The following is a 21,369-nucleotide window of genomic DNA, read 5'->3' as shown; positions in this document are numbered from 1 at the left end:
CGGCCGGATTGACCGTGTTCTGACACGTGTCACAACATGATGTCCGGCCGGTACCTACCGGACGGTATTCGCGTTGCCTCGGTGTGGAGGTATCCGTGTCCCGACGCGTTCCCCGTTCCCCAGGACCCGCGGCGCCCGCTCTCGCGCTGGGCGCCGCGCTCACCGCACCCCTCGCGCTCACCGCAACCGCCGCGTTCACCGCACCCGCCGCGCTCGCAGCACCCCTCGCGCCCACCGCTCCGGCGGCCCCGAGTGGTCAGTACTCCGTCACCGCACTGAAGTTCACCGTCCGGGCAGGCGGTCGCACCTGCACGGTCGACGCCGACCTCTACCGCCCCGCGGGCGTGGACCGCGCCCGTCCCGCACCCGCCGTGCTCGCCACGAACGGCTTCGGCGGAAGCAAGTCCGACGGATCGACCGACGCCATCGGCAAGGCCTTCGCCGAGCGCGGTTATGTCTCCCTCATCTACTCCGGGCTGGGCTTCGGCAGGTCCGGCTGCCTGATTTCGCTCGACGACCCGGGCATCGACGCCACGGCCGCCTCCCGGCTGGTCGACTTCCTGGGCGGAAAGAGGGCCGCGGACGACGGGACCAGGGCCGACTTCGTCACTCTGGACTCCGCCGGCGACCCGCGCGTCGGTATGGCCGGCGGCTCCTACGGGGGCGCGATCCAGCTGGCGACGGCCGCCGTCGACCACCGTGTCGACGCGATCGTGCCCATGGTCACCTGGAACGACCTGGCCTACTCGCTGGACCCGAACAGCACCGCCGGAACCGTCCCGGGCGCCTTCAAATGGCAGTGGACCAACGGTTTCTACCTCATGGGCGAGAGCCAGCCGCTGACCGTGCCGAACCTCGACCCGTCCCGGATCAACTCCCTCACCTGCCTCCACTTCGCCACCAAGGCCTGCGACATCATCCACACGCTGAACTCCGGCAGCTACCCGGCCCGCGCCACCGCCGATCTGCTCGCCTACGCCCGCAGCGTCTCCCCCGCCTCGTACCTGAACCGGGTCAAGGCGCCGACCCTGCTGGTCCAGGGACAGGCGGACAGCCTCTTCAATCTCAACGAGGCGACGGCGACGTACAAGACGCTCAAGGCCGGGGGCACGACCGCGAAGATGATCTGGCAGTCCTGGGGGCACAGCGGCGGCACCACCGGCCCGGCGGCCGGTGAACTCGACCTCGCCCAGGGAAACCTGGAGACGAGCTATGTGGGGAAGCGGATCCTCGCCTGGTTCGACCGCTACCTCCGGGGGCACAAGGGCGTCGACACCGGACCCGCCTTCGCCTACTACCGCGACTGGACCACCGACCCCGGCCGCACCTACGCCACGGCGAGCCGGCTCCCCGCCCGCACCGAGAAGCTGTACCTCTCCGGCGACGGCAAGCTCGTCGACAACCGCAGGAAGGTCGCCCGGGGCAGCCGCACGTACACCAACCGGCCGTTCCCCACGAGTCATTCGGAAAGCTCCCTCACCGGGCTCCTCGGGCTGCCGGACCCGGCGCCGTACGACACGGCGGGCACCTTCCTGGGCTGGACCGGCGCACCGCTCACCCGCACCACGGACGTGGTCGGCGCACCCCGGGCCACGCTCAGGGTCGTTTCGCCTGAGGCCGAACGGACGCAGCACTCCGGCAACGCGGCCGACCGGCTCGTCCTGTTCGCCAAGCTGTACGACGTGGCGCCCGACGGCACCAGGACGCTGGTGCACCGGCTGGTCGCCCCGGTCCGCGTGCCCGACGTGACCGAGCGCTTCACCGTGACCCTGCCGGGCATCGTGCACCGGTACGGCCAGGGGCACCGGCTGAGCTTCGTGCTCGCGGCGAGCGACGACGCGTACTTCGGCAACCGGGGGATCAAGCCGGTCACCGTGGTCAGCGCGCCCGGGGACACGGGGGTGCTGGAGCTGCCGGTGCTCGGCGGATGAGCCGGCCGGAGGCTACCGCCCGCCGTGCGGACCCGTGACGGGCCCCGCCCGCCGCCCGCCCCGCACGGCGCCCCGCTGGATTCGGCGGGGCGCCGTGCCGGGCCGGTGCCATGACGTGCCGCGACCGCTCACGCGTAGGCTGGCCGGATGCCGACCACCGCATCCCGCTTCCTTGCCGAAGGCTCCCGCGTCGGCATCCGTTTCTTCACCCCCGAGGACGGTCCGGAGTTCACCGCGCGGGCCAGGGAGAGCAAGGACCTGCACCGGCCCTGGCTGTTCCCGCCGGACACCGACGAGGGCTACACCGCCTATGCCCGGCCGCTCATCGAGGATCCGGCGAAGGCCGGGTTCCTCGTGTGCGAGAAGGACACCGGGGAGATCGCCGGATTCATCAACATCAACAACATCGTCCGCGGCGGTTTCCAGTGCGGCGCGCTCGGCTACGGCGCCTTCGCACACGCGGCCGGCCGGGGGCTGATGCGCGAGGGCCTGGAACTGGTGATCCGGTACGCGTTCGGGCCGCTGGGGCTGCACCGGCTGGAGATCAACGCGCAGCCCGACAACGCCCCCTCCGTCGCGATGGCGCGGGGCGCCGGCTTCCGCCTGGAGGGCTTCTCACCCGACATGATCTTCATCGACGGCGCCTGGCGGGACCACGAACGCTGGGCGCTGACCGCGGAGATGCGCGCCCGCGGCTGATCGGTCCCGGGCCCCTCACGGCCGATGCCCTGTCGGTGGCGGAGCCGCCCTGCCGGTGGGGGACAGGACGCGCATCCGGGGCGAGGCGGCCCGGCGAGGGCGTCGGCGCCCCACCCGCCGGGTTCCGGCCGCGACCCGGACGGCACGGTCCGGGCCCCGCTCGCCGGCGTGGCCGTGGACGCCTTTGCGCAATCCTGACCGGCAGCGCCCCTGGCCGACTCCCCGCGGGCCGGGTTCCATGGTCATCGTGACGAGGATCCGAAGTGAGGTACTGACCCTGCCCGCCGCGCAGTTGGGACCCGACAACCCCCTGCCCCCGCTCTGCCCGCTCGACGAGGTCCACCGCATCGACGACCGGGAACGCGACGAGATGCCGCGGGACATGGCTCGGCAGCTCGGACACGGGCCGCTGCACAGCCTGCTCCCGGTGCGCGTCCGCGACGGCTACGACAGAACCCGCGAGCCCCGCACCCTGGACGCGCTGGTGATCGAGAACGACCGGCTGCGCGCCACCGTCCTGCCCGGCCTCGGCGGACGCATCGCCTCCCTGGTCCACCTGCCCACCGGACGCGAACTCCTCTACCGCAACCCGGTGTTCCAGCCCGCCAACTTCGCCCTCAACGGAGCCTGGTACTCCGGCGGCATCGAATGGAACATCGGCGCCACCGGCCACACCACCCTCTCCTGCGCGCCCCTGCACGCCGCCCGCGTGCCCGCCCCGGACGGCGGCGAGATGCTGCGCCTGTGGGAGTGGGAGCGGCTGCGCGACCTGCCCTTCCAGGTCGACCTGTGGCTCCCGGACGGCTCCGACTTCCTGTATGCCGGTGTCCGGATCCGCAATCCCCACGAGCGGCCCGTGCCCGCCTACTGGTGGTCCAACATCGCCGTCCCGGAAGAGCGCCGGGTGCTCGCCCCGGCCGAGGAGGCATGGCAGTTCGGCTACGAGCGCCGCCTGAGCCGCGTGCCCGTCCCCTCGCACGACGGCATCGACCGCACCCATCCGCTCAACAGCCCCTACGCCGCCGACTACTTCTACGAGGTCCCGGACGGCCGCCGGCGCTGGATCGCCGCGCTGGACGCGGACGGGCACGGGCTGGTGCAGACCTCCACCGACGTGCTGCGCGGCCGCAAGCTGTTCGTGTGGGGCAGCGGCCCCGGCGGCCGGCGCTGGCAGCAGTGGCTCACCGAGCCCGGCACCGGCGGCTACTGCGAGATCCAGGCCGGCCTCGCCCGCACCCAGCTGGAACACGTCCGGCTGGAGCCGGAGAGCGAGGTGTCCTGGCTGGAGGCGTACGGGCCGCTCGACGCACCCCGCGACGGCGAATGGACGGCGGTCGTGCAGGGCGCCGAGGACCGGCTGGCGGCCGTGCTGCCGCGCGCCCGCGTCGAGCAGGCGTACACGGCCTGGAAGCCGTGTGCCGACACCGAACCCGGCGAGATCCTGGCCGCCGGCTCCGGCTGGGGCGCGCTCGAAGTACTGCGCGGCGGCTGGAAACCGACCGGCACGCCGTTCCCCGAGTCCACCCTCGGTGAGGCACAGGCGCCCTGGCTGCAGCTGCTGCGCACCGGCTCCCTGCCGGAGCCGCGCCGGGTCCGCCCGCCCGGCGAGACGCTCGTCGCCCCGCACTGGCGGGACATGCTGGAGACCGCGCCCACCACCCCGCACACGGAGTACCACCTCGGCATCGCCCAGTGGCACGCGGGCGACCGCGCCCAGGCGGTCCGCAGCTGGGAGCGGGCGCTGCTCCTCGCGCCGTCCCTGTGGCCGTTGCTGCGCTGTCTGGCCGTGGCCGACCAGGAGTCCGGACACCACGAGCGGGCCGCCGAGCGCTACGCGGAGGCCTTCGACGACCTGTGCCACGAGCGGCGCGACGACGGCGAAGCATGGACCGCCGCCGTGGCCGCGCTCGGCGGCGAGACGCTTCAGGCGCTGCTGCGGGCCCGGCGGACGACGGACGCCCGCGCCGTGTGGGAGCGGCTGCTGCCCGCCGTCCGCAGGCGCGGCCGGTTCCGGCTGCTGGAGGCCGAACTGCTCCTCGCCGAGGGACGGCGCACCGAGGCCCGGGCCGTCTTCGAGGACGGGTTCGAGGTGGCCGACCTGCGCGAGGGTGCGGACGCGATCGGCCGGCTGTGGGCCCGCCTCGCCGACGACCCCCTGCCCGCGCGCTACGACTTCCGGATGCGGCCGGACGCGGTCTGAGCGGCCAAGGCGGCTCAGCCCCGGTGGTCCACGTACTCGAACAGCGAGCCGTCCGGATGCATCGCGAGCAGGTTCCGGCCCGCCGGTGTCGGCACCGGCCCCGCGATGATCCGGGCGCCGAGGTCCATGAGCAGCCGGTGGGCCTCCTCGACGTCCTTCACGGCGATCGTCGCCGCCACCTTGCGCAGCACCTCCAGCTCGGCCTCGGGACCGCTCATCAGCAGAAAGGACCCGACCGCGGCGACCTGCACACCGCCGCGTTCGAACCGGAGCGCCGTGCCGCCCGCGAGACGTTCGTAGAAGGGGATCGCGGTGTCGATGTCGTCGACGCAGATGCGCAGCGAGGCGCCCAGAATCTCCATGCGCACGAGCCTAGTTGGGACGGCCCGGCCCGCACAGGCCACGGCCGTGGCCGACCCCGTTACACCCCGTGTGCAGCGGGTACCCGCAGTTCATGGACCGCATGGATCACCTGGAACATCTGGACAAGCACCTCGTCGAAGAGCTGGCACAGGTGGCACGCGAGACGGTACGCGACGAGCTGCGTGAGCAGACGCGCAAGCAGCGCCGCACGGCCATGCTCTACGCCGCCTCCGGCACCGTCGCCCTGTACGCGGGTGGCGCGCTCGCACTCGCCCTGGGCCTCGGCCTGGCGGCCGGCCTGCCCGGCTGGGCCGCCGCGCTGATCACCGCGGCGATCCTGGGCGTCGTCGCCTTCGTCCTGCGCGGAGCCGCCCGCCCCAAGCACCCGCATGTCTCCGCCCCCGGCCACGTGGTCGGTGGCACCCCGCCGCCCGGCCCGCCCGGCGGACTCGGCCTGCCCTACCCGCCGATGCCCTCCACGGCTCCTCCCCGGCCGCCCCTCGACCCGGAGGGACCGCACCACCGGGCCTGACTCCGCCGACGCCGGCCGGGCCTGACTCCGCCGGCGTCCGGCCGGGACCGTGCCCGACCGGCGTCCGGGTGAGACCGGGGGCGTTTGGGTGACCCGGGCCCGGTTACGCGGAAGGCCTCGGAGGAGCCACACCGCCGGAGGCACACCGTGAGTCGACCCCGCGTCGTGATCGTCGGCGCCGGTTTCGCCGGGTACCGGGCCGCCCGCACCCTCGCCCGGCTGACCCGGGGCCGTGCCCACGTCACCCTGCTCAACCCGACCGACTACTTCCTGTATCTGCCCCTGCTGCCCCAGGTCGCCGCCGGGATCCTGGAGCCCCGCAGGGTCACGGTGTCCCTGCCCGGCACCCTGGGCGGGGTGCGGCTGGTGCTGGGCGAGGCCGGCCACGTCGACCTGGACGGGTGCACCGTCTCGTACACCGACCCCGAAGGCGGCACCGGGACGCTCGGCTACGAACGGCTGGTCCTGGCGGTCGGCAGCGTCAACAAGCTGCTGCCGATCCCCGGCGTCGCCCGGCACGCGCACGGGTTCCGCGGACTGCCCGAGGCGCTGTACCTGCGCGACCACGTCACCCGCCAGGTGGAACTCGCCGCCGTCGCCGCCGACCCGGACACCCGGGCCGCCCGGTGCACGTTCGTCGTGGTGGGGGCGGGCTACACCGGCACCGAGGTGGCCGCGCAGATGCAGCTGCTCACCGACGGCCTCGCCCGCCGGCAGCTGCCCGGCTCCCGGCGGCCCCGCTGGATCCTGCTCGATGTCGCGCCCCGGGTCCTGCCCGAGCTGGACGAGCGGCTCTCCCGGACGGCCGGCCGGGTGCTGCGCGAACGCGGCGTCGAGGTGAGGACGGGGACCTCGGTGAAGGAGGCCACCCAGGACGGAGTGCTGCTCACCGACGGCGAGTTCGTGGCGACGCGGACCCTGGTGTGGTGCGTCGGGGTCCGCCCGGATCCGCTGGTCGAGGCCGTCGGGCAGCCGTTGGAGCAGGGCCGGCTGATCGTGGACCCCCAGCTGCGGATGCCGGGCCGCGCCGACGTGTTCGCCTGCGGCGACGCGGCGGCCGTACCCGATCTGGACCGCCCCGGCCGGTTCACCCCGATGACGGCCCAGCACGCCTGGCGGCAGGGCCGGGTGGCCGGCGAGAACGTCGCCGCCTCGCTCGGCCTCGGCCGCCGCACGCGCGCCTACCGCCACCGTGACCTCGGCTTCGCCGTCGATCTCGGCGGCGTGCAGGCCGCCGCCAACCCGTTCGGTATCCCGCTGTCCGGCCCGCCGGCCGGGCTGGTCACCCGCGGCTACCACCTGGTCGCGCTGCCCGGCAACCGCATGCGTGTCGCCGCCGACTGGCTCCTGGACGCCGTACTCCCGCGCCAGGGCGTCCAGTTGGGCCTGGTCCGTGCCTGGTCGGTGCCGCTCGACACCGCGTCCCCGGAACCGGCCCGGGTGCCCGGCGGCCAGGAGCGGCCGGGCGAGCCCGCGCGGCAGCAGTCCGGCCGGCAGCACACCCCACCCCGGAACCCTCTCGAAGGAGACTCATGAACACCGCCGAACTCGCCGAACTCGGACAGCAGTTGCGCGTGGACAGCGTGCGGGCCGCCGCCGCGGCCGGCTCCGGGCATCCGACCTCCTCGATGTCCGCCGCCGATCTGATGGCCGTCCTGTTCGCGCACCATCTGCGCTACGACTTCGAGCGGCCCGAGCACCCCGCCAACGACCGCTTCGTCCTCTCCAAAGGGCACGCCTCGCCCCTGCTGTACTCCGCGTACAAGGCGGCCGGTGTCATCGACGACGGCGAGCTGCTCACCTTCCGCAAGCTCGGCAGCCGCCTCGAAGGACACCCCACGCCGCGCCGGTTGCCCTGGGTGGAGACGGCCACCGGCTCGCTGGGCCAGGGACTGCCGGTCGGTGTCGGCATCGCCCTGGCCGGCAAACGGCTGGACCGCTCCGGCTACCGCGTGTGGGTGCTGTGCGGGGACAGCGAGCTGGCCGAGGGCTCCGTGTGGGAGGCCGCCGAACACGCCGGACACGAGCACCTGGACAACCTCGTCGCGATCGTCGACGTCAACCGGCTGGGCCAGCGCGGCCCGACCCGGCACGGCCACGACCTGGACGCCTACGCCCGCCGCTTCCGGGCCTTCGACTGGCACACGGTCGAGGTCGACGGGCACGACGTCGACGCGATCGACCGGGCCTACGGCGAAGCGGTGTCGACGGCCGGGCAGCCCACGGTGATCCTCGCCCGTACCCTCAAGGGCAAGGGCGTCGCATCCGTGCAGGACCGCGAGGGCCTGCACGGCAAGCCGCTGCCCGAGCCCGAGGAGGCCGTCGCCGAACTGGGCGGCCTGCGCGACCTGCGGGTCACGGTCGGCGAGCCGCCCGCCGCCGCGGCGCTGCGCTCCGCCACCACCGAGGTGCTCCAACTGCCGCGCTACGAGCGGGGGGACGAGGTCGCCACCCGGGACGCCTTCGGCAAGGCCCTCGCGGCACTCGGCACCGCCCGCGGCGATGTCGTCGCCCTGGACGGCGAGGTCGGCGACTCCACCCGTACCGAGATGTTCGCCAAGGAGCACCCCGACCGCTTCTTCGAGTGCTTCATCGCCGAGCAGCAGCTCGTCGCCGCGGCCGTCGGCATGGCGGTGCGCGGCTGGGTGCCCTACGCCTCCACGTTCGCGGCCTTCTTCACCCGCGCCCACGATTTCGTGCGCATGGCCTCGATCAGCGGTTCCGGGATCAACCTGGTCGGCTCGCACGCGGGCGTCTCGATCGGGCAGGACGGGCCCTCGCAGATGGGCCTGGAGGACCTGGCGATGTTCCGCTCCGTGTACGGCTCGACCGTGCTGTACCCGTGCGACGCCAACCAGACCGCCCGGCTGGTCGCGGAGATGGCCGCCCTCGACGGCATCCGCTATCTGCGCACCTCGCGCGGGGCGAGCCCGGTGATCTACGGCCCGGACGAGGAGTTCCCGGTCGGCGGCAGCAAGGTGCTGCGCGCCGGCGACGGGGACCGGCTGACCGTCGTCGCGGCCGGGGTCACCGTGCACGAGGCGCTGGCCGCCGCGGACCGGCTCGCCGAGGACGGCATCGCGGTACGGGTGATCGACCTGTACTCCGTCAAGCCGGTCGACGGGGAGACCCTGCGCCGGGCCGCCGAGGAGACCGGCTGTCTGATGACCGTCGAGGACCACCACGAGGAGGGCGGCCTCGGCGACGCCGTCGCGGAGGCGTTCGCCGACGGCCGGCCCGCACCCCGCCTGGTCCGGCTCGCGGTGCGCACCATGCCGGGCTCGGCCGCGCCGGACGAGCAGCTGCACGCGGCCGGCATCGACGCCGTGGGCATCGCGGCCGCGGCGAAACTGCTGGTCGAGGAGGCGGTCGTGCGCTGAGCCGGACGGACGCCGCGGCCCTCGCCCTGCAGCTCACCGGCGCCTCGGTCGACAAGGCAGGCCAGATGGGATCGACTGGAAGCCGGCCGTGTGCCGAAGGAGGCCCCATGACCGGACTGCGCTATGTCTACGCCGTCTGCCGCCCCCTCGGCGCGCCGCTGCAGGCCCAGCTGAAAGGCGTCGGGGGCGCACCGGCGGGGCTGCTGCACCACCACGGGCTGGTCGCGGTCGTCAGTACGGTCCCGGAGGGCGACTTCTGCGAGGAGGCCCTGCGGGCCCGCCTGGCGGACCACGACTGGGTGGCCGCGACCTCCCGGGCCCACGAGGGCGTGGTCGACGCGCTCACCACGGTCACCACCCCGCTGCCGCTGCGGCCGGCCACCGTCTTCCCGGACGACAGCGGGGTCCGGACGATGATCGAGGCCCGCGAGGACGAGTTCCGGCACACCCTCGACCGGCTGGAGGGCCGGGTGGAGTGGGGCGTCAAGGTGTACATGGAGAGCGAGCCGGCCGGCGGGACATCCGCCCGGACGCTGCACGCGCAGCTCGCCCGGCACGCCGAGGACGTCCGGCTGTACCCGACGCACAGCACCGCGCGGTCCGCCGTGCCGGGCCGCAACGTGCTCAACGCGGCCTACCTGGTGTCGCGGGCGGGTTCCGAGGAGTTCGTGGAGCTGGTGGACCGGGCGAGGGGCCGGTCACCCGGTGTCCGGGTGGAGCTGACCGGCCCCTGGGCGGCCTATTCGTTCACCGGGGAGTTCACCCGCGAGGAACAGTGAGCGCCCGCGGCCGCGCGGTTCAGGCTTCCTTGCGGCACAGGATCTCGCCGTGCAGGACCGCGAACCAGCCGTCCTCGCGCCGGCCCCACTCCCGCCAGGCCTCGGACACCGCCCGCAGCTGTTCCGCCGTCGCGTGACCACCCCGTGTGGCCGTCCCGGCGTAGGCCGAGACAAGGGTGCGGTCCGCCCACAGCCCGCTCCACCAGGCACGCTCCTCGGGCGTGGCGAACGTCCAGGTGCCGGAGGTGGCCGTGATGTCCCGCAGCCCGGCGGCCAGCGCCCAGGCCTTCAGCCGGCGCCCGGCGTCGGGCTCGCCGCCGTTGGCCCGGGCGACCCGCTCGTACAGGTCCAGCCAGTCCGTGAGGCCCGGCACCGCCGGGTACCAGGTCATCGCCGCATAGTCCGCGTCGCGCACGGCGATGAACCCGCCCGGCTTCGTCACCCGGTGCATCTCGCGCAGCGCCTGCACCGGGTCGCCGACGTGCTGGAGCACCTGATGGGCGTGGACCACGCAGAAGGTGTCGTCGGGGTAGTCCAGCGCGTGCACGTCGGCGACCGCGAAGTCCACGTTGGCCAGGCCTCGCGCGGCGGCCGTCGCACGGGCCTGCGCCAGGATCCCCGGCGCGTGGTCGACGCCGGTGACGCGGCCCTCGGGGACCAGCTCGGCCAGGTCGGCGGTGATGGTCCCCGGTCCGCAGCCGATGTCCAGGATCTCCATGTGGGGCTTGAGCACACCGAGCAGGTAGGCCGCCGAGTTGGCGGCGGTCCGCCAGGTGTGCGACCGCAGCACCGACTCGTGGTGCCCGTGCGTGTAGACGGCGCTCTCCTGCGCTTCCGGCATGGCTGTACCCCTCCTCGTCGTACCCGTTCCGGGGCCGGCGACCCCGTTCCGCGGTACAGCTCACGGTACGCGCGCATGTCGAATGATGAGACTCCCGTTTCACGATGTGGACCCAGTGTGGGCTCGGAGGGCTCACGGCAGAGGCCGGTAGACCGTCAGGGCCGCGGGCAGCTTCTCCACCAGCACGTCCCCCTGCACCTCGGTGACCTCCCCGTCGTACGCGAGCGGTGTCCCCGGTGTCAGACCGGTCAGCCGCAGCCGCTTCACCTGCACCGCCGCATGGGCCGGGGAGCGGGTGAGCGGGCCCGCCGCCGCGGCCGCCAGCAGCCGCAGCGCGGGCTTGCGGTTGCCGTGCACCACCCGTACGTCCAGCAGCCCGTCCGCCAGGTCGGTCCGGCGGCCGGACATGAACCCCACCCGGTGGTAGACGCCGTTGCCCACGAACAGCAGCCACAACGGACGCCGCTGTCCGCCGAGTTCGGCCACCAGTGGATGCCGGTCCGCGCGCAGCACCCGCATCGCCCCGAGCACCCCGGCCGACCAGCTGCCGATCCGGGACGACCAGCGCTCCCGCACCCGCACCAACTCCGGATAGACGCCCAGGCTCAGCGTGTTGAGGAACACGCCCTCGTGGCCGGCGACGACGAACCGGCCGACGTCCACCCGGACCGCCTCCCCCTGGCGCACCGCACCGGCCAACGCGCGCTCGTCCTCCACCCTCAGGTCGTAGGCGAAGTGGTTGAGCGTGCCCCCGGGCAGCACCGCGAGCGGCAGGCCGCGCCGCAGGGCGACCGCGGCCGCCGCGTTCACCGTCCCGTCGCCCCCGCACACCCCGAGCGCCCGGGCCCGGGCGGCCGCCTTCTCCAACTCGGCCCCCACGTCCTGGGGTTCGCACTCCAGGATCTCCGCCCCGGGCAGCGCCTCCCGCAGCGCGCGCACCCGCTCGGAGGTGCCCGAGGCGCGGTTGGCGACGACCACGAGACCGTCGCCCCGGGGCAGCGCCGGCGCCGTGGCCTGCGGCCTGGCCAGCGGCGCGACCTGGGCGCGGGTCGGCACCACGGCGCGCAGGGCGAACGCGGCGCCCACGCCGAGAGCCGCCCCCGCGAGTACGTCGCTCGGGAAGTGCACGCCCGTGTACACCCGGGACATGGCCACGGAGAACGCCACCGGCGCCACCACCGCCCCCCACGCCGGTGACTCCAGGGCCACACCGGTCGCGAACGCGGCCGCCGACGCCGCATGGCCCGACGGGAACGAGGTGGTGATCGGCTGCCGCTTCAGCTGCCGCACCAGCGGCACCGGGTCCAGCACCGGCCGCGCGCGGCGCACCGACCGCTTGCCGATCGTGTTGATGGTCAAGGAGGCCAGGGCCAGCGAGGCGATCCCGCGCACCGCGGCCCGCCGGGCCCGCGGCGTACGGCTCGCCGCGACGGCGGCCGCCGCCACCCCCCACAGCACCCCGTGGTTCGCGCTCCGGCTCAGCCTCGGCAGCACCCGTTCCGCACCGGGCCAGTGCCATGCGGCTGCCGTCTCGAACAGGCGGTCGTCCAGGGCGAGCAGCCGGTTGCGCAGGGCGTGCCGGCCGGTTGTCGGGACAGCGGTCAGGTCGAGGTCTGGGCTCATGGGAGTGCGGTTACCCTGAAGCAGCCGTTTTCTGTGTCCCGGTACACCCGACGGCCTGACCCGACGCGAGAGGATCCCCCGGATGCGCCTCATCCTCATACGCCACGGCCAGACCCCCTCCAACATCGACCACCTGCTGGACACCGCCGTACCCGGCCCCGGTCTGACACCGCTCGGCGAGCGGCAGGCCGCCGCGCTGCCGGAGGTGCTCGCGGACGAGGACATCGAGGCCCTCTACGCCTCCACCCTGACCCGCACCAGGCTCACGGCCGCCCCGCTCGCCGCCGCCCGCGGCCTGGACGTGATCGTTCGCGCCGGTCTGCGCGAGCTGTCCGCGGGCGACCTGGAGATGCTGCCCGGCGACTCCCCGGAGGGCGCGGTGTACATGCGCACGGCGTTCGCCTGGGCGGCCGGACGGACCGGCCTCAGGATCCCCGGCGGAGAGAACGGCGAGGAGGCCCTGGCCCGCTTCGACGCCGTGATCGCCGAGGCCGCGGCGAGCGGTGCCGGCACCGTCGCCATGGTCAGCCACGGCGCCGCCGTCCGCGTGTGGACCGCCGCCCGCGCCCGCAACGTGGATGTGGCCTTCGCCGCCGCCCGCCCGCTGGAGAACACCGGCGTGGTGATCCTGGAGGGATCCCCGTCCGACGGCTTCACGGCACTGTCCTGGGCCGGCGCCACCGTCGTACCGGCGGGCGGGAGCGGCCCGGCCGGGGAGCCCGTGGGCGTGGCCGGGCAGCCGGTGGACACGGACAAGCGTGTCTCGCGCGATCGATGAGCGGTGCCGCGCGACCGATGGGCTGGTGCCGCACGACCGATGAGCGGTGCCGTACGACCGATAGGCGTGTGCCGCGCGACCGATAAGCGTTTGCTCCAGGCCGGTGGTGCCCCACAGAATGCCTCCTTATGGGACATCTGGAAGCCGCGCACCTCGAGTACTACCTCCCCGACGGGAGGGCGCTGCTCGGCGATGTCTCCTTCCGGGTCGGCGAAGGCGCAGCCGTCGCCCTGGTCGGCCCGAACGGCGCCGGCAAGACGACCCTGCTCCGGCTGATCTCCGGCGAGCTGAAACCGCACGGCGGCAGCGTCACCGTCAGCGGCGGCCTCGGCGTGATGCGCCAGTTCGTGGGCTCCGTGCGCGACGAGACGACCGTACGCGACCTGCTGGTCTCCGTCGCCCCGCCCCGCATCCGCGAGGCGGCCGGGGCGGTCGACAAGGCCGAGCACGCCATCATGACCGTCGACGACGAGGCCGCCCAGCTGACCTACGCCCAGGCCCTCGCCGACTGGGCGGAGGCCCGCGGTTACGAGGCCGAGACCCTGTGGGACATGTGCACCACCGCCGCGCTCGGCATCCCGTACGAGCAGGCACAGTGGCGGCAGGTGCGCACCCTCTCCGGCGGCGAGCAGAAGCGCCTCGTCCTGGAGGCGCTGCTGCGCGGCACCGACGAAGTGCTGCTGCTGGACGAGCCGGACAACTACCTGGACGTGCCCGGCAAGCGGTGGCTGGAACAGCAGCTGAAGGAGACCCGCAAGACGGTCCTGTTCGTCTCCCACGACCGTGAGCTCCTCGCCCGCGCCGCCGGGAAGATCGTCTCCGTGGAGCCCGGCCCGGCCGGCGCCGACGCCTGGGTGCACGGCGGCGGCTTCACCACCTACCACGAGGCCCGCCGTGAACGCTTCGCCCGCTTCGAGGAGTTGCGGCGCCGCTGGGACGAGAAGCACGCCCAGCTCAAGAAACTCGTTCTGACGCTCCGGCAGGCGGCCGAGAACAGCGCCGACCTGGCCTCCCGCTACCGGGCCGCACAGACCCGCCTGCGCAAGTTCGAGGAGGCAGGACCGCCGCCCGAGCCGCCGCGCGAGCAGGACATCACCATGCGCCTGAAGGGCGGCCGCACCGGCGTACGGGCCGTCACCTGCAAGGGGCTTGAGCTGACCGGCCTGATGAACCCGTTCGACCTGGAGGTCTTCTACGGCGAACGGGTCGCCGTGCTCGGCTCCAACGGCTCGGGCAAGTCGCACTTCCTCCGGCTGCTCGCCGGGGAGGAGGTGGCGCACACGGGGCAGTGGAAGCTCGGCGCGCGGGTCGTCCCCGGCCACTTCGCGCAGACCCACGCCCACCCCGAGCTGCAGGGCCGCACCCTGCTCGACATCCTGTGGAAGGAACACGCCCAGGACCGGGGCGCGGCCATGTCCCGGCTGCGCCGCTATGAACTGACGGGCCAGGCCGAACAGTCCTTCGACCGGCTCTCCGGCGGCCAGCAGGCCCGCTTCCAGATCCTCCTGCTGGAACTCCAGGGCGTCACCGCCCTGCTGCTCGACGAGCCGACCGACAACCTCGACCTGGAGTCCGCCGAGGCCCTTCAGGAGGGCCTGGAGGCCTTCGAGGGCACGGTCCTCGCGGTCACCCACGACCGCTGGTTCGCCCGCTCCTTCGACCGCTTCCTGGTCTTCGGCAGCGACGGCCGGGTCCGCGAGACCTCGGAACCGGTCTGGGACGAACGCCGGGTGGAACGGGCCCGCTAGCCCCGGCCGGGCATGCGGAGGCCCGGGGACCCGGATGTTCGTACAGTGGACTCAGGAACGCGAGCTTCACGGCTCCCGCCCGGAGGCGCTCGGGGGGCAGCGCGTCCCTGCGGGTACCCGGACCGGACGAACGAACACGACGAGCGGGGCACCACCATGACCGGAGTCGACCCCAGCCGACTGGACGACCAGCAGCTCATGAAAGAGCTGGAGACGATCCACCGCACGCGCCACGACACCCTCCTGTACGGCTCGAACGACGCGCTGCGGGCCCACAACGAGCGCATGGCGCAGCTCGAGGGCGAGTACCTGCGGCGCAACCCGCGCCGCCTGGTCAGCGCGGGCCGCACCCGCGAGGGCGCCCGCGAGCGCGGCTGCGGCGAGGCGGCCACTCCGGGCCCGTCCGGCACCTGAGGCGGCCGGGCGGTCCCGGGCGCCCGGGCGGCCGCGTGCGGGCGGTGCCGGCCCGCCCCGCCGGCGCACACCGCCCAGGGAGAGTCCCGGCTCAGCCGCCGCCCACCAGCGCCTCGGCCAACTGCTGCACATGGGCGTACCGCGCCGAGCGCGGGAGCCTGGCCACCGCGTCGACGAGCGCGCCCGGTGCATTGCTGCGGCGCAGGGCACGGGAGAGTTCGCCCGCATTCGCGGGGAACGCGTGCCGGCTCAGGTGCCGGGCCAGCTCCAGCCGTGCCCGCTCCAGTGACGCCGGGGAACCAAGACCTCCGACCGGCCCGCTCCAGACCTCCGGGTCGTCGTCGGCGGCCGGCTCCGGATCGTGCCACTCCTCCACGCGCGTCGGGTGCCCGGACCGGAGCAGGCCCCTCAGCTCGTGTTTCATCTCGTCGTCCCGATGGACGCTCAACCGGTCACTGCCTCGCTGCATGTCTTCCTCCAGGGGGAGAAGGTCCGTACCGCGTACTCGGCTGCCGGTCCGGGACCGTACCGCGTACCCGGCTGCCGATCCGGAGGGGTGAAGGTCCGTACCGCGTACTCGGCTGCCGGTCCGGCCGGCACCTGCCGAGTCACCTGCACGCGAGACGGAAAACCTCCCGGGACCCGTCCCTCGGGGCCGTCGGGCGACCGGTGTCCGCCGGCCGGCCCCAGGGTCACCCGTTAGGCCGTTCGCGTCCCGCGAATGGGGTCCGGCCGCGCGCGGTGCGGCGGCCGGCGGGCTGTGATGGCAGGGAGGGCACGCCAGCCGTGTCCCGCAGCCCTACCGCCGTCGCGGTGGCCGCCGCCCGGTGTCCGCCGCCGTGCCGAGGAGCCCGCCTCATGCGCCGCACCGCCCGTGCCCTGTCCGTCGCCGTCCTGGCCGGTGCCGGGCTCTTCATAGCCGGGCCCGCCGCCCCGGCCGCCTCCGTGGCCGTAGCCGTTCCCCCGGCCCAGGTCGCCCCCGTGGCCGCAGCCGCTCCCGGCACCGCCCCGCGCAGCGCCCCAGGCACCGGCCCGCCCGGCGCCCCCGCCGCCGTGTCGGCGCCCTGCGACACCGCCACCGGGCCGGTCCCCGACCCTCTTGCCCCCGACACCCTTGCCCCCGACTCCGGGGGACTCGGAGCGGGCGGCACACCGTGCAGGGCCGGCGGGAGCGGCGAGGACGGCGGCGCGCACTGCCAGGAGGGGGCGACGTGCGGTGGGGGAACCGCGTCGAGCGAAGAGGCCACACCGTACGACGAGGCCACACCGTACGACGAGACTCCGGGCGGCGGGGCCACACCGTACGACGGGACTGCAGCGGGTGACGGGACCGCACCGTACGACGGGACCGGTGCGGGTGAGGGGACCGCACCGCGCGACGGAATCGCGTCCCACGACGGGACCGCGTCCCACGACGGGACCGCGCCGGGCGCGGGGACCGCGTCCCATGAAGGAACCGCGCCGGGTGGCGGGACCGCGTCCCACGACGGGACCGCACAGTGCCGTGACGGCGACGCCTGTGCCGACGGGGCCGGGCAGTGCCGGGACGGCGCGCAGTGCCACGGCACCGGACAGGGGTGCGCCGACGCAGGACCCTGCACCGGTGACGGCCAGGAGTGCGGGGACTCCCACGGCACGACCTGCGCCGGCGGACACACCTGCCGCGAGTCCGGCAAGGACGCCGACTGCGCCCCGGCGACCGTGGGGCACGGGGTGGCCGCCGGGCAGGGAGGCGCCTTCAACGAGTCGGTCCCGGCCCTGGTCGCGGGCGGGGTGCTGATCGCGACGGCCTGCGGGGGAGCCCTCTACCGGCTGCACGGCCGCAGGAGGCGGGCGAACGGCTGACGCCTGGCACGGGGCGGGCCGTGACCGGGGCGACTCGCCCCCACCGGCCATGGAAGGCCGCCGGAGGGGTACACACCATCCCGAGGGCACCAGCAGCGGGCACCCTGCCCACCAGTCACGCAGCCAGGCCACGGGAGCGGCCGCAGAACCGGCCGACGGGAGACCACGGCCCGGACGGGAACACCACACGGCACCACGGACTGCGCGGAGGCGGACATGCGGCGGACGGACCCGGAGGGCCACGGCCCCGTCCGCTACGGACCATCCCTGCCCGGCGACGGCCTGCCCGTGCTCCCGGAGCTGGCCGCCGTCCTCGCCGCCGCCGCGGGCCGCGCCGGGGCCCAGCCCGTCGGCGGTGCCCCCGCCCTGCTGGAGGCGGCCTGCGGCTACTGGACCCGGCGCGGACTGTCCTGCGCCCCCGACCGGGTGGCCGCCGGCCCCGGCGCCCCCGCGCTGCTGCTAGCCCTGACCGCCGCGCTCGCCGGGGACGACGGCGACGTGCTCGTGCCCCGCCCCTGCGCCGCCTGGTGGGCGCCCTACGCCCGCCTGCTGGGCCGGCCCGTCTTCCATGTGCCGACCCCGGCCGAGAGCGGCGGTGTCCCCGACCCGTACGCCCTGTTGGAGACCGTCCGCCGGGTCCGCGCCGAGGGCGGCCGGCCCAGGCTGCTGGTGCTGTCCGTGGCCGACGACCCCACCGCCACCGTGGCCCCGCCCGAGCTGCTGCACGAGACCGTCGAGGCCGCGGCCGCCGAGGACCTGCACCTGGTCAGCGACGAGACCTGGCGCGACACCCTGCACGCCCCGCGCGAGACCGTCCTGCTCAGCCCCGCGGAGATGCTGCCCGACCGGGTCGCCGTCGTCACCGACCTGGCCGGCGCCCTGCTGCCGCCGGGCTGGCCCGCCGCCGTCGCACGCTTCCCGGCCGGAGAGGCGGGGGAGCGGCTCCACGCGCGCGTGCTCGACATCCTCACCGCGCTCGACGCGCGGGTCGCTCAGCCGGTCGCCGCCGCGGCCGGGTACGCCCTCGACGAACCCGAGCCCGTCACCGAGCGCCGCGAGGCCGCCGTGCGCCTGCACGCGCGCGTGGCCGCAGCCGTGCACGCCGCGGTCGTCGCGGGCGGCGCGCTCGCCCGGCCGCCGCAGGCCGGCCGCCATCTGTACGCCGACCTCGGCCCGCTGCGCGAAGCGCTCGCCGATCAGGGCGTCGGCGACGCCCAGGAACTGGAGGACTTCCTCACCGCCCGGCTCGGCATGCCCGCGCCCGGCGGCCACCGCTTCGGCGACGATCTCGGTGCGCTGCGGGTGCGGCTGGCCACAGGGCCGCTGCTGGGCGGTACGGACGACGAACGCACGGAATGCCTCATGTCACCCTCGCCGTTGGAACTGCCACACGTACAACGTGCGTTGATCTCCTTGAGGTCGGCCTTCGACGATCTCCGCGACGACGCTCAGCGATGGGAGCATCCTCGATGACGCAGCAGACGCACGAGCCCGGATCCGCCGCCACGAAGACGACCACGACGCCCCCGACCGCAGCGCCCCACCCGACGTCCGCGACCCAGGTGGGCCCGGCGATCCACCCGACGTCCGCCACCCCGGTGGGCCCGGCGGCCACCAGGACGTCCGTGACCACGGTGACCTCGACGACCGCGCCGGGCGGCGCCGCCCGCGTCCCCGCGGCACCGGACCCGCTCGCGCAGCCCTTCCCGCCGCTGGCCGAGCCCCGCCCGCTCGGCGAACACCGGGTGTGGCCGCGGACCTTCCACGACCGGCTCACCGCGTCACTGCCCGGTCTCAAGGCCCTCGCCCGCTTCGCCCGCGAGGGCGCCGTACGCCCCGGCCCCGAGGGCCTCGCCGACATCTCCCGGCTGCCCTACGCACCCGGCCCCCTGCCCCGCGTGGACGCCGGTACGCTCGCCGTCTCCTGGGCGGGGCACGCCAGCTGGCTGGTCCGGCTCGGCGGACTCACCGTGCTCACCGACCCCGTCTGGTCCCGGCGCATCCTCGGCACCCCGGCCCGCATCACCCCCGTCGGCGTGGCCTGGGAGGCCCTGCCGCGCGTCGACGCGGTCGTCATCAGCCACAACCACTACGACCACCTGGACGCCCCGACCCTGCGCAGACTCCCGCGCGCGACGCCGGTGTTCGTGCCCGCCGGGCTGGGCGTCTGGTTCCGCAGGCGCCGGTTCACCTGCGTCACCGAGCTGGACTGGTGGGAGGGCGCCGAACTGTCCGGCGTCCGCTTCGACTTCGTGCCCGCGCACCACTGGTCCAAGCGCACCCTCACCGACACCTGCCACAGCCTCTGGGGCGGCTGGGTGCTGACCGCGCCCGACGCACAGCGCCTCTACTTCGCCGGCGACACCGGCTACGGCCACTGGTTCTCCCGCATCGGCCGCCGCTACCCCGGCATCGACCTCGCCCTCATGCCCATCGGCGCCTACGATCCCCGCTGGTGGCTCAGCGACGTCCACTGCGACCCCGAAGAAGCGGTCCGGGCGACGGTGGACGTGGGCGCGCGCAGAATGGCCCCGATGCACTGGGGCACGTTCGTCCTCTCGGCGGAGCCGGTCCTGGAGCCCCTCACGCGGGTGCGGGCGGCCTGGGAGAAGGCGGGGCTGGAGCGGGAGGACCTGTGGGACCTGCCGGTGGGAGGTTCGCGCGTACTGGAGTGACGCGTACTGGAGTGACCCGTACTGGAGTGACGGGTGTGCGTGCCGCACCTCGCAGCCCCGCACCCTGCCGGGGGCCGCCCGAACGTCCGACGGCGCTACCCGCTGCGCACCGCCCCCCGAACGCGCCGCACGAGGCCCGGTATCGCACTGATCACCACGGTCAGCCCCACCGCCGCCGCCACACCCTCCCAAGGTTCCGGGAACAGCGAACCCCCGAGTATCCCGATCACCTGGTACGTCAACGCCCACGCCAGACACGCCGGCAGGTTCCCCCGGCCGAACCGCCGCACGGGCCACTCCGCCAGCAGACAGGCCAGCATCACCGGCAGCCGCCCGGCCGGCACCAGCCGGGACAGCACCAGCACCGCCACCCCGTGCTCGGCGAGCTTCGACTGAGCCTGCGTCAGCCGCTCCTCCGGCGCACGCGAGCGAATCGCCTCCAGCCAGCGCGAGCCGTTCCTCGACCGCATTCCGCGCCGCCCCAGCCAGTACAGCGCCGCATCCCCGAGGAAGGCCGCCAGCGACGCCGTGACGAACACCAGCGCCAGCGAGAACGGCGCCGTCTGGTGGAACGCCACCACGGCGGCCGAACTCACCAGCGCCCCCGTGGGCACCACCGGCACCAGTGCCCCGATCAGCACCAGCAGGAACAGCGAGGGGTAGCCGAGCGCCTGCTGTGTGGACTCCGGGGGTGCCGTCGACGTCGAGGCGGCGGCGAGCGTCGCGGCGGTGGCCAGCCATCTCACCGCGCGACCTCCAGGCGCACGCTCTCGCCGTGCCCCAGTCTGCGCACCGCCACCTGGGGCGCGGCCGTGGCCGCCAGGCGCACGAACTCGTCACCCGGCGCATGGAATTCGTGCGGGCGCACGGCGTCCATGCCGATCGGCCAGTACGTCCCGTAGTGCACCGGCACCGCGAGGCGCGGCGCCAGCCGGGCCAGCGCCCGCGCCGCCCGCCCCGCGTCCAGATGCCCTTCACCGAGGTACGGACCCCAGCCGCCCACCGGCAGCAGCGCCACGTCCACCGGCCCGACCTGCTCCGCCATGGCGTCGAACAGGCCCGTGTCCCCCGCGAAGTAGGTCCGCGCCTCGCCCTCCACGACGAATCCGAGCGCGGGGGAGCGGTGCGGGCCGACGGGCAGCCGCCGCCCGTCGTGCCGTGCGGACACCACCCGTACCACCAGATCGCCGGCCCGGACCCGGTCGCCCGGCACCACCTCGGTGATCCGCAGCTGCCGCAGCCGGCGCAGACCGGGCACCGCGCGTGGTGCGCCCCGGGGCACGAGCAGGCGCGTGCCCGGGGCGAGCGCTGCCAGCGAGGGCAGGTGCAGATGGTCGGCGTGCAGATGGGAGACGAGCGCCACGTCCGCACGGCGGGCCTCGGCAGGGGGAACCGCGCCCCGGCGGCGGCGCAGATGTGCGAGCCGACGGGCGAACAGCGGATCGGTGAGCACGCGCATGTCCGAATCTTCGAGCGTGCAGGTGGCGTGACCCCACCAGGTGATCTCCACCGGCACCTCCTTCGCCTCCTTCGCGCGACTCCCCGAAGCCTACGGGCAGGA

At 74.6% G+C, this 21,369-nt stretch carries 19 protein-coding genes; 13 read left to right on the top strand and 6 right to left on the bottom strand.

Going from position 1 to position 21,369, the window contains the following annotated elements; genetic code table 11:
• Positions 1-95 precede the first annotated feature (95 nt).
• The 3 genes from ACZ7P3_RS06650 to ACZ7P3_RS06640 all read left to right on the top strand — a co-directional run bounded on the left by ACZ7P3_RS06650 (position 96) and on the right by ACZ7P3_RS06640 (position 4,830).
• Positions 96-1,931 (top strand): CocE/NonD family hydrolase, encoded by a 1,836-nt coding sequence (locus tag ACZ7P3_RS06650; RefSeq protein ID WP_472079396.1) that lies wholly within the window; start codon positions 96-98, stop codon positions 1,929-1,931.
• Between the two features lie 147 nt (positions 1,932-2,078).
• On the top strand, positions 2,079-2,630 hold the full coding sequence (locus ACZ7P3_RS06645; protein WP_472079395.1) for a GNAT family N-acetyltransferase: 552 nt from the start codon (positions 2,079-2,081) through the stop codon (positions 2,628-2,630).
• Between the two features lie 238 nt (positions 2,631-2,868).
• Positions 2,869-4,830, top strand: a complete 1,962-nt coding sequence (locus ACZ7P3_RS06640; protein ID WP_472079394.1) for a DUF5107 domain-containing protein — start codon at positions 2,869-2,871, stop codon at positions 4,828-4,830.
• Positions 4,831-4,844: 14 nt separating this feature from the next.
• On the opposite strand, the gene ACZ7P3_RS06635 is transcribed toward ACZ7P3_RS06640, so the two are convergent.
• A complete protein-coding gene (locus tag ACZ7P3_RS06635) occupies positions 4,845-5,192 on the bottom strand; it encodes a VOC family protein (protein ID WP_472079393.1) in 348 nt (115 codons plus the stop codon).
• A gap of 92 nt (positions 5,193-5,284) precedes the next feature.
• Between ACZ7P3_RS06635 and ACZ7P3_RS06630 the strand changes: the two genes are divergently transcribed.
• The 4 genes from ACZ7P3_RS06630 (at position 5,285) to ACZ7P3_RS06615 (ending at position 9,884) form a co-directional block, all read left to right on the top strand.
• Positions 5,285-5,725 carry a phage holin family protein gene (locus tag ACZ7P3_RS06630; protein ID WP_472079392.1) on the top strand — a complete coding sequence of 147 codons (441 nt, stop codon included), beginning with the start codon at positions 5,285-5,287 and terminating at the stop codon, positions 5,723-5,725.
• 147 nt (positions 5,726-5,872) lie between these two features.
• Positions 5,873-7,261, top strand: coding sequence for an NAD(P)/FAD-dependent oxidoreductase (locus tag ACZ7P3_RS06625; RefSeq protein WP_472079391.1), 1,389 nt, complete (start codon positions 5,873-5,875; stop codon positions 7,259-7,261).
• Complete coding sequence (locus tag ACZ7P3_RS06620) at positions 7,258-9,105, top strand: transketolase (protein WP_472079390.1); 1,848 nt, start codon at positions 7,258-7,260, stop codon at positions 9,103-9,105. The genes ACZ7P3_RS06625 and ACZ7P3_RS06620 overlap by 4 nt, the downstream gene beginning before the upstream one ends.
• Before the next feature lie 107 nt (positions 9,106-9,212).
• Positions 9,213-9,884, top strand: a complete 672-nt coding sequence (locus tag ACZ7P3_RS06615; RefSeq protein WP_472079389.1) for a GvpL/GvpF family gas vesicle protein — start codon at positions 9,213-9,215, stop codon at positions 9,882-9,884.
• A 19-nt stretch (positions 9,885-9,903) separates the two neighbouring features.
• Here ACZ7P3_RS06615 and ACZ7P3_RS06610 read toward each other — a convergent pair whose 3' ends face one another.
• On the bottom strand, positions 9,904-10,725 hold the full coding sequence (locus tag ACZ7P3_RS06610; protein ID WP_472079388.1) for a class I SAM-dependent methyltransferase: 822 nt from the start codon (positions 10,723-10,725) through the stop codon (positions 9,904-9,906).
• 132 nt (positions 10,726-10,857) lie between these two features.
• Positions 10,858-12,348: a phosphatase PAP2 family protein gene (locus ACZ7P3_RS06605; RefSeq protein WP_472079387.1), complete on the bottom strand. Its 1,491-nt coding sequence runs from the start codon at positions 12,346-12,348 to the stop codon at positions 10,858-10,860.
• Positions 12,349-12,430: 82 nt separating this feature from the next.
• On the opposite strand from ACZ7P3_RS06605, the gene ACZ7P3_RS06600 reads away from it, so the two are divergent.
• From ACZ7P3_RS06600 to ACZ7P3_RS06590, 3 genes are all read left to right on the top strand, one after another.
• Complete coding sequence (locus tag ACZ7P3_RS06600) at positions 12,431-13,126, top strand: histidine phosphatase family protein (RefSeq protein WP_472079386.1); 696 nt, start codon at positions 12,431-12,433, stop codon at positions 13,124-13,126.
• Between the two features lie 128 nt (positions 13,127-13,254).
• The gene (locus tag ACZ7P3_RS06595) at positions 13,255-14,874 is read left to right on the top strand and encodes an ABC-F family ATP-binding cassette domain-containing protein (protein WP_472079384.1); all 1,620 of its coding nucleotides are present in this window, start codon (positions 13,255-13,257) and stop codon (positions 14,872-14,874) included.
• A gap of 156 nt (positions 14,875-15,030) precedes the next feature.
• Entirely contained in the window at positions 15,031-15,288 is a 258-nt protein-coding gene (locus tag ACZ7P3_RS06590; RefSeq protein ID WP_472079382.1) for a DUF6158 family protein, read from the top strand.
• A 91-nt stretch (positions 15,289-15,379) separates the two neighbouring features.
• Here the strand turns inward: ACZ7P3_RS06590 and ACZ7P3_RS06585 are convergent, their stop codons facing one another.
• Positions 15,380-15,757, bottom strand: a complete 378-nt coding sequence (locus ACZ7P3_RS06585) for a DUF2795 domain-containing protein (RefSeq protein ID WP_472079380.1) — start codon at positions 15,755-15,757, stop codon at positions 15,380-15,382.
• A 389-nt stretch (positions 15,758-16,146) separates the two neighbouring features.
• On the opposite strand from ACZ7P3_RS06585, the gene ACZ7P3_RS06580 reads away from it, so the two are divergent.
• The 3 genes from ACZ7P3_RS06580 (at position 16,147) to ACZ7P3_RS06570 (ending at position 19,808) form a co-directional block, all read left to right on the top strand.
• Positions 16,147-17,133: a hypothetical protein gene (locus ACZ7P3_RS06580; protein ID WP_472079378.1), complete on the top strand. Its 987-nt coding sequence runs from the start codon at positions 16,147-16,149 to the stop codon at positions 17,131-17,133.
• Positions 17,134-17,349: 216 nt separating this feature from the next.
• Complete coding sequence (locus tag ACZ7P3_RS06575; RefSeq protein WP_472079377.1) at positions 17,350-18,606, top strand: aminotransferase class I/II-fold pyridoxal phosphate-dependent enzyme; 1,257 nt, start codon at positions 17,350-17,352, stop codon at positions 18,604-18,606.
• Entirely contained in the window at positions 18,603-19,808 is a 1,206-nt protein-coding gene (locus ACZ7P3_RS06570; RefSeq protein ID WP_472079376.1) for an MBL fold metallo-hydrolase, read from the top strand. The genes ACZ7P3_RS06575 and ACZ7P3_RS06570 overlap by 4 nt, the downstream gene beginning before the upstream one ends.
• A 95-nt stretch (positions 19,809-19,903) precedes the next feature.
• Here the strand turns inward: ACZ7P3_RS06570 and ACZ7P3_RS06565 are convergent, their stop codons facing one another.
• Positions 19,904-20,554: a DedA family protein gene (locus ACZ7P3_RS06565; RefSeq protein ID WP_472079374.1), complete on the bottom strand. Its 651-nt coding sequence runs from the start codon at positions 20,552-20,554 to the stop codon at positions 19,904-19,906.
• Positions 20,551-21,324, bottom strand: coding sequence for an MBL fold metallo-hydrolase (locus tag ACZ7P3_RS06560; protein WP_472079373.1), 774 nt, complete (start codon positions 21,322-21,324; stop codon positions 20,551-20,553). The genes ACZ7P3_RS06565 and ACZ7P3_RS06560 overlap by 4 nt, the downstream gene beginning before the upstream one ends.
• Between the last annotated feature and the right edge of the window lie 45 nt (positions 21,325-21,369).

The sequence above is a fragment of the Streptomyces sp. NPDC107581 genome, from assembly GCF_055657175.1.
This window is presented reverse-complemented; position numbering and strand designations above follow the sequence as displayed.

Bases quoted from the DNA above. Each gene is read 5' to 3' on its own strand.
- ACZ7P3_RS06645 (WP_472079395.1), top strand. From the start codon at position 2,079: ATGCCGACCACCGCATCCCGCTTCCTTGCCGAAGGCTCCCGCGTCGGC.
- ACZ7P3_RS06640 (WP_472079394.1), top strand. From the start codon at position 2,869: ATGGTCATCGTGACGAGGATCCGAAGTGAGGTACTGACCCTGCCCGCC.
- ACZ7P3_RS06635 (WP_472079393.1), bottom strand. From the start codon at position 5,192: ATGGAGATTCTGGGCGCCTCGCTGCGCATCTGCGTCGACGACATCGAC.
- ACZ7P3_RS06630 (WP_472079392.1), top strand. From the start codon at position 5,285: ATGGACCGCATGGATCACCTGGAACATCTGGACAAGCACCTCGTCGAA.
- ACZ7P3_RS06620 (WP_472079390.1), top strand. From the start codon at position 7,258: ATGAACACCGCCGAACTCGCCGAACTCGGACAGCAGTTGCGCGTGGAC.
- ACZ7P3_RS06615 (WP_472079389.1), top strand. From the start codon at position 9,213: ATGACCGGACTGCGCTATGTCTACGCCGTCTGCCGCCCCCTCGGCGCG.
- ACZ7P3_RS06610 (WP_472079388.1), bottom strand. From the start codon at position 10,725: ATGCCGGAAGCGCAGGAGAGCGCCGTCTACACGCACGGGCACCACGAG.
- ACZ7P3_RS06605 (WP_472079387.1), bottom strand. From the start codon at position 12,348: ATGAGCCCAGACCTCGACCTGACCGCTGTCCCGACAACCGGCCGGCAC.
- ACZ7P3_RS06600 (WP_472079386.1), top strand. From the start codon at position 12,431: ATGCGCCTCATCCTCATACGCCACGGCCAGACCCCCTCCAACATCGAC.
- ACZ7P3_RS06595 (WP_472079384.1), top strand. From the start codon at position 13,255: ATGGGACATCTGGAAGCCGCGCACCTCGAGTACTACCTCCCCGACGGG.
- ACZ7P3_RS06590 (WP_472079382.1), top strand. From the start codon at position 15,031: ATGACCGGAGTCGACCCCAGCCGACTGGACGACCAGCAGCTCATGAAA.
- ACZ7P3_RS06585 (WP_472079380.1), bottom strand. From the start codon at position 15,757: ATGCAGCGAGGCAGTGACCGGTTGAGCGTCCATCGGGACGACGAGATG.
- ACZ7P3_RS06580 (WP_472079378.1), top strand. From the start codon at position 16,147: ATGCGCCGCACCGCCCGTGCCCTGTCCGTCGCCGTCCTGGCCGGTGCC.
- ACZ7P3_RS06575 (WP_472079377.1), top strand. From the start codon at position 17,350: ATGCGGCGGACGGACCCGGAGGGCCACGGCCCCGTCCGCTACGGACCA.
- ACZ7P3_RS06570 (WP_472079376.1), top strand. From the start codon at position 18,603: ATGACGCAGCAGACGCACGAGCCCGGATCCGCCGCCACGAAGACGACC.